Source organism: Mycobacterium sp. 050128 (genome assembly GCF_036409155.1).
Classification (GTDB): Bacteria; Actinomycetota; Actinomycetes; order Mycobacteriales; family Mycobacteriaceae; genus Mycobacterium.
On the sequence record NZ_JAZGLW010000003.1, the window covers coordinates 48,556 to 62,365 of the forward strand.

At 64.9% G+C, this 13,810-nt stretch carries 12 protein-coding genes; 7 read left to right on the forward strand and 5 right to left on the reverse strand.

Annotated features, from left to right (window positions below; genetic code table 11):
* Window positions 1-27: 27 nt before the first annotated feature.
* Genes SKC41_RS20945 through SKC41_RS20955 form a run of 3 tightly spaced genes read right to left on the reverse strand, consistent with a single transcriptional unit; the run spans window position 28 to window position 3,461 of the window.
* Window positions 28-849, reverse strand: coding sequence for an RsiV family protein (locus SKC41_RS20945; RefSeq protein ID WP_330979617.1), 822 nt, complete (start codon window positions 847-849; stop codon window positions 28-30).
* Window positions 849-2,279, reverse strand: a complete 1,431-nt coding sequence (locus SKC41_RS20950) for an NHL repeat-containing protein (protein ID WP_330979618.1) — start codon at window positions 2,277-2,279, stop codon at window positions 849-851. Before SKC41_RS20950 ends, SKC41_RS20945 begins: the two co-directional genes overlap by 1 nt.
* Before the next feature lie 15 nt (window positions 2,280-2,294).
* Window positions 2,295-3,461, reverse strand: coding sequence for a hypothetical protein (locus SKC41_RS20955; RefSeq protein WP_330979619.1), 1,167 nt, complete (start codon window positions 3,459-3,461; stop codon window positions 2,295-2,297).
* Between the two features lie 336 nt (window positions 3,462-3,797).
* On the opposite strand from SKC41_RS20955, the gene SKC41_RS20960 reads away from it, so the two are divergent.
* From SKC41_RS20960 to SKC41_RS20970, 3 genes are all read left to right on the forward strand, one after another.
* Window positions 3,798-5,204, forward strand: coding sequence for a serine/threonine-protein kinase (locus tag SKC41_RS20960; protein WP_442931762.1), 1,407 nt, complete (start codon window positions 3,798-3,800; stop codon window positions 5,202-5,204).
* Window positions 5,205-5,255: 51 nt separating this feature from the next.
* The gene (locus tag SKC41_RS20965; RefSeq protein ID WP_442931734.1) at window positions 5,256-6,344 is read left to right on the forward strand and encodes a BTAD domain-containing putative transcriptional regulator; all 1,089 of its coding nucleotides are present in this window, start codon (window positions 5,256-5,258) and stop codon (window positions 6,342-6,344) included.
* 150 nt (window positions 6,345-6,494) lie between these two features.
* Entirely contained in the window at window positions 6,495-7,805 is a 1,311-nt protein-coding gene (locus SKC41_RS20970) for an NtaA/DmoA family FMN-dependent monooxygenase (RefSeq protein WP_330979622.1), read from the forward strand.
* 8 nt (window positions 7,806-7,813) lie between these two features.
* On the opposite strand, the gene SKC41_RS20975 is transcribed toward SKC41_RS20970, so the two are convergent.
* Window positions 7,814-8,740, reverse strand: a complete 927-nt coding sequence (locus SKC41_RS20975; protein WP_330979623.1) for a class I SAM-dependent methyltransferase — start codon at window positions 8,738-8,740, stop codon at window positions 7,814-7,816.
* Window positions 8,741-9,201: 461 nt separating this feature from the next.
* Here SKC41_RS20975 and SKC41_RS20980 point away from each other — a divergent pair, with 461 nt between their 5' ends.
* Window positions 9,202-9,852, forward strand: coding sequence for an HAD-IA family hydrolase (locus SKC41_RS20980; protein ID WP_330979624.1), 651 nt, complete (start codon window positions 9,202-9,204; stop codon window positions 9,850-9,852).
* Between the two features lie 53 nt (window positions 9,853-9,905).
* On the opposite strand, the gene SKC41_RS20985 is transcribed toward SKC41_RS20980, so the two are convergent.
* Window positions 9,906-10,382: a hypothetical protein gene (locus tag SKC41_RS20985; protein WP_330979625.1), complete on the reverse strand. Its 477-nt coding sequence runs from the start codon at window positions 10,380-10,382 to the stop codon at window positions 9,906-9,908.
* Between the two features lie 244 nt (window positions 10,383-10,626).
* Here SKC41_RS20985 and SKC41_RS20990 point away from each other — a divergent pair, with 244 nt between their 5' ends.
* The 3 genes from SKC41_RS20990 (at window position 10,627) to SKC41_RS21000 (ending at window position 13,808) form a co-directional block, all read left to right on the forward strand.
* Entirely contained in the window at window positions 10,627-10,968 is a 342-nt protein-coding gene (locus tag SKC41_RS20990; RefSeq protein WP_330979626.1) for a hypothetical protein, read from the forward strand.
* A gap of 132 nt (window positions 10,969-11,100) precedes the next feature.
* Window positions 11,101-12,033 carry a TPM domain-containing protein gene (locus SKC41_RS20995; protein WP_330979627.1) on the forward strand — a complete coding sequence of 311 codons (933 nt, stop codon included), beginning with the start codon at window positions 11,101-11,103 and terminating at the stop codon, window positions 12,031-12,033.
* A 68-nt stretch (window positions 12,034-12,101) separates the two neighbouring features.
* A complete protein-coding gene (locus tag SKC41_RS21000; protein ID WP_330979628.1) occupies window positions 12,102-13,808 on the forward strand; it encodes a serine/threonine-protein kinase PknH/PknJ in 1,707 nt (568 codons plus the stop codon).
* Window positions 13,809-13,810: the final 2 nt, after the last annotated feature.

Consider the following 13,810-nt stretch of genomic DNA (forward strand, 5'->3'; position numbering starts at 1 on the left):
CAGACGAAGCGCGGCTTTCCCGTTGGTTTAGGCAAGTAGCGACGCCAGTTCGGATCGGGGCACTGTGATTTTGTGTGGCCCGCCGTTGTCCTGCACCACTTGGTCTTGGCCGAAGAAGAAGATCACCGCTTCGTTCGTCATTGCGAAGTTTTGGTACGTCGTCTCGTCGAGATCGGCTGTCGGCGCGTTGAATTGGCGCGCGACGATCGGGTTGAGCACCTCCAGCGGTTTCGTCGCGGGCTTGAACAGCGTGTCGAAGGTGATCGGGACGCGCTTGCCGAGGTCGAAGTTGAACGATCGGAATGTGGTGTTGGGGTGGCCTTCATGGGCGAAACCGGTGTCGTTGTCGATTTTGAGCACCAGGCTTTGGGTGCCTGAGTCCGCCGGCCCGGAACGGAATGTCATGGCGGTGACGTGGTACTCGTATGGCCGACCACGCCCATCCGAGGGGCCGAATTTGGTGACCCAGTCGAGGAATTCATCGCGGTTACGCTTTAGGAAGTCGGTCACCGGCGACATGTCCGGGTAGTCAAGAGGGAAACTCATCTCGATATTGGGGGCCGAGGTCGTACCATGGACATGGCAATATAGGTCGGCACCAATGGTTCCGTGCAGCCCTGACCACGCCGATTGCCCTTGCACCACAACCGATGTGGTTACCGCCGCAGACGACGCTGTCGACGTGGTCTGTTGTGCGATACGCGACGTGCCGCACCCCGCTGCACTCGCGATCACGGCCGCGGCCACGACCGTGATCAGCGCGCCCCGATACGACATCACCATCACCGAACCGGCAGTTCGAGGACGCGGAATTCCGACCGCCACGGTGAGGGCAACAAGGCCACGCATCAGCCCACCGCCAATTTGACGACCTGGCCAAAGCCGCTGCGGTCGAGGACGTACACGTTGCCGGCACCATCGGCCGCCACGGCGGTCGGCCCGTTGAGACCGGTGAACGGCAGCTCGGTCTCGTCATGCGACCCCGCCGGCAATTTCAGCACCCGCTTGTTCTCACCGTCGGCGAGGTACACAGCACCGGCGGGGTCCACCGCAATGGAGCCGCCCTGGCCGCCGACCGACAGCACGGTCTGGTCATCAGAACCGCTGGGCAGCTTGAGAATCCGCTTGTTGCTGGGGTCGAAGACGAAAACGTTGCCCGCGCCGTCCACCGCCAAGCCACCGGGCCACCGCAGGCCCGTGAACGGCAACACGGTCTGCTCGTTGGATCCGCTCGCCAGCTTGATGACTCGCGCCTTGTTGTCGGTGACGTAGACATTCCTGCCGCCATCCACCGCGACATCGCCGGGATGGTCCAGGCCGGCGAACGGCAGCACCGTCTGTTGGTTGGATCCGGCCACTAGCTCCAGCACCCGGTTGGTGGCCGCATCGGCCACGAACACGTCACCGGCGCCGTCTATCGCCACGCCGCCGGGCTTCTTGAGGCCGCTGAACGCCAACACCGTCGGTTCGCTTGCCCCAGCCGCCAACCTCAGCACGCGGTCGTTCCACGAGTCGGTGACATAGACGTTGCTCTGCCCGTCGACCGCGATGCTGCGCGGATAGGTGAGACCCGGGAAGGGCAGCAGCGTTTGTCTGCCCGCCGGAACGGAGACACTCGACGGAGTCGTCGACTCCTTCAAGACGGTGAAGGGCAGGCTCGCTTTGCCGATCTGGACAAGGGGATCCGGCGTGACCACCGTTGCTTCCACGCCGCCCTTACCCGCGGTCATCGAATGGTTGAGCGCCACACGGTATCGCAGCGTGACGGCCTTGCCCTTCGGTAAAGCCTGGACATTCGCGAAGGTGCCGAGGTAATCCATGCCCGTTCCGATGACCGGATAGTCCATCTCGATCCAGCCCCCAGTCGCCGGGTCAAAGCGTTCGACGGTGCCGTCGGGGAGACCCATCGGGTTGGTCGCGCAGCTGCAGCGCTCGATCACCAGCACGACGCCGACCTTCGGGTAGTCAACCGCCGAGTTGTTGCACAGCGTCACGTCGACCTCCGCCGGCGCGTCGCCCGGCTTGACGATGCCCGACGTGATGCCGGTCAGCGCGACGGAGATTCGGCCCACCGCCGGCACCGGTCGCAGGGATTCGGCACTCGGCATCGGCACCGACGACGGGTTAACCGCACAACTGCTGGGCTGACCGGTCTTCGGTGCACTCGAAATCGACTGCGGCGCAGTGCTCGTCGAGCATGCGGCGAGGAGGGCCACGGCCGCGATCGTCGCCGCGGTGGTCCAGCCGATCCACCATTGGTGGAGAACAGTTTTCGTCATGTCGGCATCCGTCCACTACCGCTGGCCCGGGTAGGGCACTGCACTGCTGACGCCGCCGCCGTTGACGGTCGGCCCGAGCAGCACCGTCGAGGTGCCGGCCGTGGGGTTGTAGTCGATCAGTGACTGCCCGCTTCCGCAGCCGGCTCGGGCTTGGAGATCGAGGTCGCCCCCGTTGACGCCGAGGACGACGACGCTGCCGCTTTTCACATCCGGCACCGCCACCGGCGAGGTCGTGCCGTCGTCGTTGACCTTGGCGACGTACACGACGCCGCACGCGCCGGCGGCCTGCAGGAAGGTCCCTGCCGGAAGCTGCCATGCGTTCAAGTCGCCAAGGTCGGGGCCGTGGCCGTCGTTGGGCGCGGTGAGAGCGGTCGGTGTCCCGCCGTCGATGGGGACCAGCCACAGCTGTGACCCCTGGGAACTGCCGCAACGGGTGAGGGCGATCTTCGAGTCCGTGTCCCACCACCGCATCGGGGTGCAGTCCTTCTGGCCGGCGAGCGGCAAAGCGTTGCCGGGGGTCCCGTCGTTGCTCATCAGGGTGAGACCGGATTTCGTGCCCAGCACCAGCTGGGTGCCGTCCTGGGTAGAGAGAAACCCCTGGACGTGTTGCTCCACCGGGTACGTCAGCTGGTGGTTGCCCGCGAGGTCGACGCGCTCGAGCGATTCGGGCTCCGAGGCATCCCACCTGTCCAGCAGGATTGCCTTGCCGTCGGGGCGTGTGTAGCTGGCGGCGACATTGTTGCCTTCAACGGTGAACGTCTTCTTGGCGCCGGTGCGCAGGTCGACCTCGGTGATCGCCCGGTGGCCCTTCTCAACCGTGACGAACAGGGCGCGGGTCCCGTCACCCGACCAGTCGACCAACCTCGGGCTCGAACCTTGGCCCGGCGGCGGGAAGGTGGTGATCGGATAGCGGCCACCCGCGGGATCGACCAGGTACAGGGTCGTGCTGGCCGTCTCCCAGGTCGGTGAGCCGGGAGGTGGCATCTGGCCGGGGTGCAAGCCTGGAACAGGGCTCCACATCGCGAGCATCCACCCCGGACCGACCTGCGACCAGGGAACGGTCTCGAGAGGGGCCTCGATGCCGTGGGCGGCCATTGCCGGCGCGGGCTCGGCATGCGCGGTTGGCGACGGGGTGATTCCCGCCGCGAGCGTCGCCATTGCCGTCAGCGCGAGCGTCGTCATCTCCATCCGTCGTCGGAACCCGCTGCGCGAAGGGGCGTTACACGGGGCGTCGCTTCGCGGCGCGGGATGTGCGTGATGCGATGTCGTGATCATATTGGTGTCCTTGAAATCGTGGCCGGTTCTGTGCTCCGGTGGGCGGTCTATTTGCTAGCGGGCCGCGGTGCCCGGTCACTAGAGGCTGCGCCGCACGCCTTGCGTGTTTCTTGCGTCGGGCTTGTGTCGGGGCGGCGACCCGCAGCCGAGGCTTCCGCAGCAAATGGGTGCATTGGCGCGCCGTGAGCGAGATACTGCGTCGGTATCCAAAGCAAGGGGATAGCCGTGGACTCGCGCGTCGGTATGACGTTCGGCAAATACAACCTCACGCGCCTGCTCGGCAAGGGCGGGGGCGGGGCGGTCTACGAAGCCTTCGACACCGGCAAACAGCGAACGGTCGCGGTCAAGATCCTGGCCGACGAGCTTTCGACCAATCCCACATTTCGCACCCGATTTCAGCGCGAGTCCCAGGCAGCGGCAATTCTGCAGGAACCACACGTCATTCCGATCCACGACTGGGGCGAGATCGACGGCAGTCTCTATATCGAGATGCGCTTGGTGCAGGGCCAGACGCTGCTCGACTTGATCGCGAACGGCCCGCTGGCCCCATCCCGCGCGGTGGCCATCATCAGTCAGGTCGCTGCCGCGCTGGATGCGGCCCACGCCGAGGGATTGATCCATCGAGACGTCAAGCCGCAGAACATCATCGTCACCCCCGCCGATTTCGTGTATCTCGTCGACTTCGGAATCGCCGAGGGCAAGGGCGATCCGCGGCTGACGACGGTCGGGACTCAGATCGGCACCTTGAATTACATGGCGCCCGAACGGTTCCGCGACGGGATAACCACTCCCGCGGTCGACGTCTATTCGCTGGCGTGCGTGTTGTACGAGGCGCTCACCGCCGACGCCCCGTTTGCCGGTGACAGCCTTGAGCATTTGGTGGCGGCCCACCTTGCCCTACCACCGCCACGACCGAGCGCGGCGAATCCGCGGGTTCCGGTCGCGCTCGACGAGGTCGTCGCCCGCGGGATGGCCAAACACCCCGACGACCGCTACGGGACTGCGGGAGCCATGGCCCGTGCGGCGCAGCGCGCGTTGGGAACTGGAGACGACCTGACCGACGTCATGACGGCGGCAGCCGGCGCATTGGCGGACGAGACTCGGCCGATTGCCGCCGGTATTCCGTCAACGGATGCGGGTCACCCGGCGGCCGAGCCTCGCGACCCAGATCCAGGCAAGCGTCGATGGCTGCTGCCGGCCGTGATCGCGGCCACGGCGGCTCTGGTCCTCGGGGGCATCGCCTTGGACATCGGCCTGTTCGCCCACGTGCCGGCCGGGCAGCGGGAGACGCCGGGCGCGCGTGCTGCGCAGCCCCCATTGGTGACCGGTCCCGACCTGAGCAGCCTGCATCAGTCCTGCGATCAGGGCTTCTCCTTGCCGAACGCCGCGGGTTTTGGCACCCGCGCCGGCCGCGGAACGCCCGAGACCTCATGTCTTTTCGCCAACAGCGTGTTGGCCACCTACTGGGCTGAATACGGCGACGCCAGCCCGCTACCACGGGCCGTGTCGGCGCCCGGTGCCGTTGACTGCAAGTCCGTGCCGGGCGCGCTGTGCAACGGCTCCAACTTCCTGATGCACTGTCAGCAACAGCCGGGGGACAGCTGGATCACCTGTATCGGCGGAAGCAGCGCGCGTGTGTACCTGTGGTGAGTGCCGATGAGCCACGGTGCGCTCCGGTTTGGGCTTTTGGGGCCGTTGCAGATGAGCGCCGAAAGTACCGACCTGCCGTTGGGTGCGGCAAAACAGCGCGCCGTGTTGGCCTTCCTGCTGATCAATCGAAACCGCACCGTCGCGATCGACTCGTTGATCGACGCCGCGTGGCAACAAGCCCCGCCGCCAGAGGCTCGAGCGAGCCTGCATGCACACGTCTCGAGGATCCGCCGATTGATAGCCAGTGCCGGCGCGGATCCCGCCGCGATCCTGGCCAGCGCCCCGCCGGGTTATCGGTTGGAAGTGTCTGAAAAGGATTGCGACTTCGGCCGTTTCGCCATCGAACAAAAAGCAGGAATCGAGGACGCTGCCGCCGGCCGGTTCGAACAGGCCAGCGCCCACTTGTCGGCCGCGCTGGCCGAGTGGCGCGGGCCCGTGCTCGAGGATTTGCGTGACTTTCAATTCGTGGAGGCCATCTCCGCGGCACTGGCGGAGGACAAGCTGGTGGCACTGACCGCCCGGGCGGAAGCCGAAATCGCCTGCGGAAGAACGCATTCCATAGTCAGAGAGCTCGAAGCTCTAGTGGCCGAGCACCCGTACCGAGAACCGCTGTGGGCACAGTTGATGACCGCCTACTATCGGGTGGAACGCCAATACGATGCACTCGGCGCCTACGGTCGGCTGAAGGCCGCGCTGGCCGACGATTTGGGGATCGACCCCGGCCCCGCATTGCAACGCCTTCATCAGCGGATCCTTCGCCAAGAGCCGCTGGACGTTCAACAGGCAGCGCGCGCAACGGCTAAACGTGCTGCCGCGACGAGGCGGCGGCTGACCGAAGTCGACCACGGGTCGGTCGTTGCGCACCTGCGCGACGCCCGCGGAAGTCGTCATCCGCTGCGAGGAACGGTCACCCGGATCGGCCGCCTGCCCGACAACGAGATCGTCATCGACGATGACACCGTCAGTCGCTACCACGCGGTGATCGTCGACACCGGAAACAGCTTTGTTATCACCGATCTGCGGTCAGCCAACGGGGTCGACGTCGCGGATCAGCGCGTTCGCGCCAGCGCGACGCTGGCCGACGGTGATCGCATCTGCATCTGCGGGCACGAATTCACCTTCGAAATGTGCGGAAGTTGAGGTAGGACTCATGCCGGCGGCAGGCGTCGAATTCGGCTAGCCGCGCCGTGAAGGACTATTTCCAGCTCGGACCACGTTGCCCCCTCTGCATGTCTAGGGCTGCACGGTGCCTCCCTCGCAGGCAGTCACGCGCACGAAGGAGTCGAACTCATGAACAAGCCTTTGCACTTCAACGCTTTCATCTGGCCAAACGGCTATCACGAGGCCGCGTGGCGCGTGGTCGAAGGCGATGTGCGCAATGTCCTGGGCCTGTCCTATTACACGGATATCGCGCGGATCGCTGAACGCGGATTGATGGACTCGATCTTCTTGGCCGACAACCTCGCCATCGCCGAATATCGCGCCACGTACCTGCCCCAGACGCAGTTCGACCCGATATCGGTGCTCTCGGCGCAGGCGGCGGTCACCGACCGCATCGGGCTGATCGGGACGGGCTCGACGACCTACAGCAAGCCGTGGGAGCTGGCCCGACGATTCGCGACGCTGGATCACCTCAGCGGCGGCCGCGCCGGCTGGAACATCGTCACCACCGTCACACCGCTGGCCGCAGCCGCGTTCGGCGAGCGGTTCCACCCGGAGCACGCCGACCGCTACGCCCAGGCCCACGAATTCGTCGACGCTGTCACCCACGTATGGGACAGCTGGGAGGACGACGCGGTCATCGGTGACCGCGATCGCGGCGTGTGGGCAGACCGTGCCAAGTTGCACGCGCCGCGCTTCCACGGCAAGTACTACGACGTCGAAGGCGTCCAGCCGTTTCCGCGCAGCCCACAGGGGCACCCGGTGCTCGTCCAAGCGGGACAGTCCGTCGCAGGCATCGGGCTTGCCGCGCGATACGCCGAGGTGGTTTTCTCCGGGCCTCCCTCACTCGAGGCGGCGGTGGCTTTCCGGGCCAACCTCCACCAGCAGGCCGCGGCCATTGGCCGAAAGCCCGATCAAGTGCTGGTGTTGCCCGCGTTGATGATCACGCTCGGCGGCACCGAGGCCGAAGCCCGCGCGCGGGCACAGCGCCTCGAAGACCTGGAGAATCCTGAGTTTCGTTGGCAGAACACTCTTTACACGGCAGGGCTTGATCCGGACGGCTTCGACCCCGACGCTCCGCTGCCCGCCGAGCTGTGGGCTGAGCGGTCGGCGCCGTCAAGCCGGGCGGAGCAGCTCTTTGCGGCTGCGCGTGCGCGGCCGCAGGCTTCTTTACGGGAGATCGCCAAGGAGGTGACTGGCGGGCTGGCAGGGCAGACGCATTTCATCGGCACGCCCGAGCAGCTGGCCGATCACGTGATGGCGTGGCAGGACGCCGGCGCGGTCGACGGGTTCACGATTATGGGATCGACACTGCCGCACGAGCTCACGACGTTCGTCGAGCAGGTCGTGCCCATCCTGCAGCGCCGCGGCCGATTCCGCACCGAGTACGCTGGGCCCACATTGCGCGATCACCTTGGGCTCGAGCGGCCGGCCAAATAGCCTCTTCCTTACACTTCCTCGCGATCAACGACGAAGCGAACCTGGCAGCATTTGTGAATGTTGCCCGGGCGGAACCCTACGATTTCGGTTTCTACGGTACGCAAGCCAAGGCTACTAAATATCGAATGCCATTCGTTGACCCGCTTGAACTGAAAGCCGAAATTCATATCGACGAGGCCCTGGGCAACGGCATTGCCGAAGAAATCAATGAGCATCAGCGCCCGGAATTGATCACGGTCATTCAATTTGTTGAATGCGGCTAATTCAGCCTGTTTTCTCAGAGCTCCCAGCCGCGCTGGGCGGACGGCGTAAGTGTCCTCTTCGATGATCAACCGCCGTGCCACACGCCGCAAATTGATCAACAGCGGAATCAGATCGGGCTCGTCAACGTGATGGAGCACCGTTTTGACGATCGCACTGTCGAACGAGTCGTCCGGGTAGGGGACATCGACGGGTGACGCCATCTGCCGAAAAGGTAGGACACCAGCGTCCTTGCCGCGGTAGTCCATGACGTCTGTGGTGGAGCAGTCAAAGCCGGCACGGGCGAGCAGTGCCGCTAAATGACCTCGGCCACAGCCGAAGTCGAGCACTGTGTTGCCTTTGATGGCGTCCGCGAGATTGTTGAAATCCTGTATCGGCTTGCGCAGTGACTTGTACCTCGCGTAGCCCTCGCTGAACCATGACCCGGATCCTTCGGGTGTGAAAAACTGCTCATGCACCTCTGCGCATACTTGGTACAGATCATGCCCGTCGCTTGCTCCCAGCAGATACTTCCACGCGTTCTCTAGTAGGGCGCTGACCTCACTGATGTGGTCCGGGAAGTGAGATTTGTAACTGTTTTCGAACAGTGACGTTGTGAAGTCCAGTGCGGCCGTTCCATGCTGCAAAGTCTCGTGAATCAACTCGTATTGAGCTCGTTTGGTGGCTGTTGGCACCAAGAAATCCTTTCGTCGCCCACGCTGAAAATGCCTGACGCTGCGTCGTTGGGTAGCGGCAGGCAGAGGGCCAAGCGGTTGATTGAACGTATGATATCAGGGCAATGCGAATTGAACGTATTAGGACAAAAGTAGCTGAATTTCCTTTGATGCACCTTTACAAAAGCGAGTAACTCGCGTATTAGCAACGATAGCCAACTTCACGAGTTGGCGCATCCCGTGCGCCTCAACGCCGTTTCGAAGAGCCCGTTTGACGTGCGGGTTTCAGTGCAGAGCGGTCGATGGACGGCGGTCTGGACATCGCCGATCGCCATCGTCGATGGCAAACCCAGGCCGGCCGCATCCGCCCCTCGAACATCTGGTCCCCGGACCCAACAACGTGTCGAAGACCCGCTCGCCGCGCTGTTCCGTAGGACACACCCTCGGATGCACGGGCGCTACCCGCATTAGGGTTGCAGTCGATGGCGGTTCTGCACGGCAAGAGAGTCTTGTTCGACATCGATGGCACCTTGGTTGACTCAACCGCCACTGTCGAACGCTCCTGGGGCACCTGGGCCGACGAATACGGCGTCGCATATGACGAGGTACTCAAGGTCTGTCACGGCCGGCGAACCGAAGACACTGTCGCGCAATTCGTCGCACCACAGCAGCGATCCGCAGCGACAGCCCGGCTACTCGCGCTGCAACAGTCCGCGGATCTCGATGGTGTCGTGGCGCTACCGGGAGCGCACCGGTTGCTCGATGCCCTACCGCATGGTCACTGGGCGGCGGTGACCTCCGGGCCCCGTTCGTTGATGGCTGCCCGACTGGCGGCAGCGCGGCTCCCGGCTCCGATGTTGCTGATCGGCGCGGAAGACGTGTCAATCGGCAAGCCGGACCCCGAGAGCTATCTGAAGGCGGCCGCTGTGCTGGGCTTCGAGGCGCACGAGTGTCTGGTGGTGGAGGATGCGCCCGCGGGCGTCGGTGCCGGCCGAGCCGCAGGGGCGCAAGTACTCGCCGTCACGACCACTCACCATGCGGCCGAACTGGCCGACGCCGACGTCGTCGTAACCGATCTATCCTGCGTCAGTGTCGAAGTCACTGACAGCGGTGTCGCCTTGCTGATCGCCTAAAGCGGCTGACGGCATGCCATTTGGCATTGCGAATGACGCGTAACGCTTCCTCCTCAGGCCGTGCGCGGCCAGAATCGGTACGCCACCAGCATCGGCACGATCAGCCACGGAAGGTTCAGTGGCAGGTAGGTCGCCAGGTGTGGGGGACTGTCAGGTCCCAGGAATGTCTGCATGAAGTAGAAGTACATATTCATCACGGCGCTGACGGCGTAGGCCATGGCCAGTGCGCCCAGCCACGGCCAGGCTTTGAGCTTCCAGACGCCGATGGTGAGCAAAACGAGCAGCGGAAGTTGAACGAAACCGTCGTACAAGAGTGAGGCTCGCAAGGCGGGCGGCATGACGAGGTGCTGCGGCTCTTGCTCGACAGCCCAGGTGTGTAGGGCACGCAATGGTGGCCATGGGCTGTCAGAGGCGACGGGAAATCCGAGGGCCTCCGGCAGACTCAACAAGGCGGCGTTGATGATGCCGAGCACGAAGGCCGGGAGCAGGAGGTAGTCGAGCCGACGCCGGACAAGGCTCTGGGAGTTCATGGTGAAGCCGTCATCGGGCGTGCGCAAAGGTTGGCCAGGAGATCGCGCTGCATTCGCTCATCTTGCATCACGGTCGGAGGTTTCGAGTGTCACGCGGTATGGACGCGCCGCACAGCCATTGAGCCGAAAACGAGTAGTCCACTACTCGTGACCGATGACGATCGGGAACCCAATACTGGGCTTTTCGCGGGTGCCATTGCCAACAATGCCAACACCGGCGACACTCCGATCGGGACAACACATCATGCAGCGAAGCATTGTCGGAGCATTGTTCTTGATCGCCATGGCATCGGCCAGTTTGGGGCTCGGCACCGGCCGCGCGCAGGCCGACCCGTCAACGCACATCTGCAACAGGTTGGCGATGTGTAGCCGACTTTGGTGTCCCGGCAGTCCGTTGCCGCAACCGGACGTGGTTTGGGACTTGGATATGTGCCACCACTATTACCGCGGCAGTGTCGGCCAGCCGGGAACCGCGGGCGGCATTCCAGTCGGTGCGCACATTCTGGAGGGAGACCCTGCCCGGGTGAACACCTGCACCGGAACACTCATCCGCGTGCCGGGCGGTAAGGTCGGCTGCAAGAAGTAACAAGCTGTAAATGCTTGGCGGCCATTGTGATTGGATATTTGACCGCCGATAAAGGTGCTACCGGCACCCGCCTGCTGCACCGCTTAGATGCGTGATCTCGGCTATCGGTCGGCGGCGGGCTAGATTACCCGTATGCGAATCGTCCGCCTGGTCGGTGTAGTCCTGACGACCCTGCTGGTGGGCCTGCTGCCGGCAACGCCCGCCGGTGCGCAACCGCCGACCAAGCTCACCGATCACATCACCGACAACACCCAGGTGTTGACGGATTCCGATCGGGCGACGATCAGCTCGGCGATCGACCGGCTCTCTCAGGATCAGCACATTCAACTGTGGGTGGTCTATGTCGACAACTTCTCCAGGTACAAACCCGAGAACTGGGCCGACAAAACCCGCGCCGCCAGCGGGATGGACGATCATGACGCGCTGCTGGCAGTGGCCACCAATACCAAGGCGTATGCGTTCTCCGTGCCGGGGAAGGTGCGGGGTCTCACCGCTGCCGACTTGAACAGTCTGCGCAGCAACAAGATTGAACCGGCAGTAAGCGCTAAAGACTGGAGCGGTGCTGCGGTCGCTGCGGCCGCCGGGTTGGACCAGTCGGCACCGGCGACCAACCCGCCAGCGCCGAATAATGCGCCCAGCCCGTCGAATCGGATCTGGCTGTGGATCGCGATCGGCGTCATCGCCGTCGTGGTCATCGTCGTGGTGGTTCTTCTGCTGTATCGCGCCCGACGTCGGCGCTCCGCGCGCCCGGTCGACCATCGCGATGGGCAGCGCGTCGAGTCGTTGGGGCAGGCATTGCCCATCGCGGAGGCTCGATTGCGCCAAATCTCCGACTACGTCGCCAAGCATCGCGAGAGCATCGGCGCCGAGGCCCAGAGCCGATTCGAAGAGGCGAAACGGCATTTGGCGGCCGCACGCGGGAAGGAAGCGAGCAACGAGGCCGAGGCAATCGCGCATGCCAACGGGGCATCGACGCTGGCCGCGCATGCGCAGACGCTGGCAAATGCCGACGTGCTGGCAGCCCACCGTGCACCACGGCGCCGGGGCACCACGTCTGCACGATGAGCAAGGGGATCGGTGACTGTCGGTCGGTTCTGACCCGGTTGAGGGCCGCCGGACCGTAGGGTTGATGGGTGCTGGCAAACGGGTCCCTGGTCTGCGGATACCGCGTCCAGGCGGTGCTGGGCAGTGGGGGCATGGGAACTGTGTACTTGGCCGCCGACCCGGCATTGCCTCGCCGCGTCGCGCTCAAAGTGCTATCGGCCGAGCTGTCGCGCGATCGGGATTTTCGGGCACGTTTCATCCGCGAAGCCGACACCGCGGCCGCCCTGGCACACCCCCAGATCGTGTCGGTCTACACCCGCGGACAAACCGACGAAGGCCAGCTGTGGATCGCGATGCAGTTCGTCGACGGCACTGATGCCGAGGCCGCGCTGTGCGACGGAACCATGACCCCGCACCGCGCGGTACACATCATCACGCAGGTCGCGCAGGCGCTCGATTTCGCCCACGCCAACCACGTCATTCATCGCGATGTCAAACCGGGCAACTTCATGCTGTCGGGCCCCGTCGGCCCCAGCGAGCGAGTTCTGCTGGGCGACTTCGGAATTGCTCGCGCTCTGGACGACGTGGGGCTGACCGCCACCGGGGCGGTGGTGGCCACCGTCGGCTACGCCGCACCCGAGGTGCTGTCCAATGGACGCATCGACGGACGGGTCGACATCTATTCACTGGGCTGCACGCTGTATCGGTTGCTTACCGGCAACACGCCTTTCGCGGCAACCAACGGTGCCGCGGCCGTGATGACGGCCCACTTGTTCCAACCGCCGCCGCGCGTCACCGACGCGGTGCCTTCGCTTCCTCCCGCCCTCGACCACGTGATCGCGATCGCGATGGCAAAAGATCCCGCCGCCCGGTTCCCGACGGCGGGCGCACTCGCCGACGCCGCCGTTTCGGCGCTGCACGATCGCAACCGCTACGCGCCGCTGCCGCCGATACCCAGTGGCGCGGTCAGCTCCTACCCGCATACCTCGCAGCCGGCGACGGTGTCCGCGTGGCCGGGCTCCCCGTCCGGCGCCTTCCCGCCGCCCGGTCCGGCTTCTAAGCGTCGGCGCGGTCTGATCGCCGCCGCGCTGGCCGGCGTGGTGCTGTTGGTCGCCGCGGTCACCGTGCTGGTCTGGCCCGACGCCGCGGGACCAAGCGCTGACTCCCGCCGGGGCGCTGGATCGCCGGGTGCGCCGGCGTCGCCTCAGGGGCCGCCGGCCACCAACGTCGCGGCCGCCCAATTACGCGCCATTTTGCTGTCCGCGGCGCAGCTTCCGGTCGCGGCCGATGGGGATCCGCTGGTTCTGGAGCAAGACAGCGCCAGCCTGCTCGACGATTCCGCGGCGGTCGACAACCAGCAATGCCTCGGCGCGTGGGCGCCCGCGCAGCAGAGCGTCTATGGACAAAAGGGCTACACGGGTGTGGCCGCACAAACGCTGCGCGGCATGAACGAACAGGCCTGGCAAGACAGCGTCACCCAAGCGGTTATCGCTTTCCCCAGCGACCAGGCCGTGCCCGTCCTCACCTCGCAGGAGGGGCAGTGGTCCTTGTGTGGCGGAAAATCCATCACCGTGACGGAACCGGGCACGCCCGCCAGAACCTGGGACTTCGGCCAGCCGCAGACCACCGCTGGTGTGCTGACCCTGGCGGCGACCCTACGCGGCGGCGGATCGTGTGACCACGGAATGATGGTGCGCGGCAACGTCTTAGTCGACATTCGTCAATGCCGTGCCGCGGGAGGCGCCGACATCGCCGCGTTGGTCAGCGCCACCGCCAACAAAGTGCCTCGACAATAAGG